This window comes from Anaplasma phagocytophilum, from assembly GCF_023476575.1.
Taxonomy (GTDB): Bacteria; Pseudomonadota; Alphaproteobacteria; order Rickettsiales; family Anaplasmataceae; genus Anaplasma; species Anaplasma phagocytophilum_A.
The window spans coordinates 1-3,744 of the sequence record NZ_JAHLEX010000103.1; the positions used below are offsets into that span (position 1 = coordinate 1).

The 3,744-nt window shown below is 39.9% G+C and carries 1 protein-coding gene; it reads left to right on the forward strand.

Features of this window, described 5'->3' with window-relative positions; all coding sequences use genetic code 11:
• Window positions 1-503: 503 nt before the first annotated feature.
• On the forward strand, window positions 504-2,936 hold the full coding sequence (gene topA, locus KPX09_RS04650) for a type I DNA topoisomerase (RefSeq protein WP_249549210.1): 2,433 nt from the start codon (window positions 504-506) through the stop codon (window positions 2,934-2,936).
• The last annotated feature ends 808 nt before the right edge of the window (window positions 2,937-3,744 follow it).

Genomic DNA, 3,744 nt, shown 5'->3' on the forward strand with positions numbered 1-3,744 from the left:
GCCTACAACAATCTGTTTTCTTCTCAATAGCGTCAGAAAGACTCATCTTGTATAGCAATCCTACAATACTTATGAACATAAGATTTTGCACAGACATTCCAAGAGTAAGTTCTATATTTAGAGCGCATGTAATATCAGCGTAAATATTGACGTAATTTCAAGACGAAATCCTCGAATACGGCGAGCAACAAGCTATTTTTTATAGAAAATAACTATTGCACTTAAGCAAAATCTCAAGATTCTTGCATATGAAATATCTTCCAATTATATAGAAATATCGGGCATGGCTTCTTATAAAAGTGCTATACTTATTAATAAAAAGTTAATAATTTAGCAATTATTTTTTTCTATAAAGAAATAATTGCATATGTAGGATAGTTGGTAATATGTGAAGAGATTTCGTAAGGTGCATTGATGCTTGTTATATCAAAACACTTTTCAAGACCCCCTTTTTATAATATTAGGTTCCTAGCTTCAAAGGGAGCGTTGTTTGTAGGTTTGAGATGGGCGTGGTCATAGTAGAGTCTCCTTCTAAGGCGAAGACTATTAGTAAGTACTTGGGGAAGAAATACAATGTTATTGCTTCTTTTGGCCACATAAGGGATTTTCCAGCGAAGAGTGGATCGGTTGATCCTTCTAATGATTTTAAAATGATATATGAGATTATCCCGAAATCAGAAAAGCACCTGGATAAGATAGTAAAAACTGTCCGTGCTGAAAAAGAGGCTATATATCTCGCTACGGACCCGGATCGCGAAGGAGAAGCAATAGCTTGGCATATAATAGAGGTTTTGAAGGAGAAGTGTGCCATAGCAAAAGATGTTACAGTGCACAGGATGGTGTTCAATGAAGTAACAAAAAGAGCGGTTACTGCTGCTATTGATAATTGTCGTCCTATAGATATGAACTTGGTTCGTGCCCAACAAACACGCAGAGTGTTGGATTATCTTGTGGGGTTTACACTGTCTCCGCTGTTGTGGAGAAAATTGCCTGGTAGTAGATCGGCGGGTAGAGTGCAATCTGTGGCGCTTCGTCTACTTTGTGAGAGAGAATATGAAGTAGAGCGGTTCAAGACTCAGGAGTATTGGGATGTTGGAGTAGATCTGCAAAACAAGGGTGGTGAGAAATTCGAGACCGTTCTTAAGTGTTATGCAGGTGAGAAGCTCGAGAAGTTTTCAATAAGTACGGAAGAGCAGGCTAAGGAATACGCGGAGACTGTTAAGAATCAGAGCTATACCGTAGCGTCTGTTGAGTCGAAGAAGACTAAGCGCAACCCATATCCCCCTTTTATCACATCGAGTCTACAACAAGAGGCATCTACAAAATTGGGGTTCTCTGCGAAGAATACCATGATTATAGCTCAGAAGTTATATGAAGGTATAGATATCGGAGGGGAAATAGTAGGTCTTATAACGTATATGCGTACAGATGGTTTTTATATTTCTGAAGATTCCGTAACCTATATACGTGATACAATCAAAATGCAGTTTGGGGAGAAATATCTATCCAAATCTATTAGGAATTATACTAAAAAAGTGAAAAATGCACAGGAAGCGCACGAAGCTATACGTCCTACGGACATTACTATGCTACCTGAGCAGCTATCAAAATACCTCACAGATGAGCAATTGAAGCTTTATACACTTATATGGAAAAGGACGCTTGCTACGCAGATGGAATCGGCAATTATCGATCAGGTAGCTGTGGATATTAAGTCATCATGTGGGGAAATAAGTCTTCATGCAACTGGATCGACTCTCAGTTTTGATGGTTATTATAGAGTATATGGTTCTGAAGATAGTGATAAGCGTCGTATGTTGCCGCAACTTCGCGAAGGTGAAAGCTGCGAGCTGCTGGAAGTACATCCTAATCAGCATTTTACTCAGCCGCCTGCTCGATACAGTGAAGCTAGTTTAGTGAAAAAAATGGAAGAAATCGGTATCGGTAGACCTTCTACTTATGCGACGATTATTTCAGTTTTGCAGGAAAGGGGATACACGCAACTGGAGCAAAAGCGTTTTGTTCCAAGTGAGAGGGGGAGAATAGTAAACGCCTTTTTGACGAACTTTTTCAGAAAGTACGTGGAGTACGACTTTACGGCTAATCTAGAGGAAGAGCTTGATCTTATCTCAAATGGGAAGATGGTTTGGAAGGAAGTTTTGAGTCAATTCTGGGATAAGTTCATATCGGATGTCAGTTCCGTAAAAACTATTGAAGCAAGTGAGATATTGAAAGCTATTACCAGAGATTTGGAGAATTATGCATTTTCTTCAGTAGATGGCGAGGGCATTAGCAGGGTTTGTCCACAGTGTGGATCGGGTGAACTCATGCTAAATATAGGCAAGACTAGTGCGTTTTTGGGATGCAATAGGTACCCTGAATGTAGATATACGAGAGGAATTGGTGAAGATGGTAGCGCTTCTCCACCTGATGATGCCTCAAGAATTTTGGGTATAGATGAAGAGACTCAGGAAGAGATTTTCCTAAAGCGTGGGCCATACGGCGAATATTTGCAGCTAGGTAATAGCACAAAGCGTGTTTCTTTAACTAAGAGCGCTGGTGAAATTACTGTAGATATTGCGAAGAAGATGCTATCTCTTCCATTGGTCCTGGGATGCTATCCAAATACTGATAAAGAGATAAAATTGGGTATTGGCCGCTTTGGACCGTACCTTTTTTACAATGGCATGTATTTTTCTATCAAGAATAGGGAAGACTACATCAACATAAGCCACCAGGAAGCTGTAGAAATAATAGATAAACAATCTGACAAAAAGGCTAAACTTTTGGGCCAGAACAAGGATGGTAAAGATGTATACGTATGTAAGGGAAGGTACGGCTTTTATCTAAAGTGTGACGAGGTAAGCGTAGCACTAAAGGGTAGATCTGAAGATATTACGCTGGAGGATGCTATATCGTTACTGAGTCAGAAATAGTAAAGAAGAGCTAATCAGAGTAAATCCAGGGTAGGCGGGGTTTTGTACTATCTATAAATGTGTTGATCTCATTTTTAGGCGCTCTTTCCTGCTTTCAGCTTGCTGCGCAACTTCAACAGTGAGGGGGTCGTTTTTTCTCTCATTATATTATAGAGTGCTCTCTAGCAGGCTTTATTATGTGCATTAGGCACTTGTGGATTCATAGATCTGGCTGATTGAAGAAGATGCACGTGCAATATTGCCTATTTTGGACTAAGAGTGCGTGAAGCTCTCCACAAAGTAGATCATTATAATGTGCCTTGTAGGCTGTAAGCGCACTGCTAAGCTATTAGCTAGAGACTCCATGCTGGCAATAGTGCAAGCTTTCGTAATTGTTAAGGCTATTGAGAAATAAATGAGTTCTTTTGCAGATGCACAAAGTGGAAGTACTAACAAGATTAAAGGGTGATAAAAGCTGCTTTTTCATATCACCAATGTGTTGTCTACAGCATAATGGTGTTGTTATATGCATTCAGCACTATGCTGAGGGCTATAAAAGCGAGATTTGGCACAGAGCAGGTGTGTTCTAGGAATAACACCGCCTTAGAAGTGTGTATAGGATGTAAAAAGACACCATATTTGAATAAAATCTCTTTAATCAGCGGAAAGCAGTGACACTTTCAAGCATTATAGTTAAGTTGCTTTTTCTCGAGCTATTGGAATGGTGCGCACGCTAAAGCGCTGCTCACGCATATGAGATGTATGCTAGCATGGCATCTTTGCACATGACAACAACTGATGCAGAGCACCTTTCCAGGCTCATCATGCT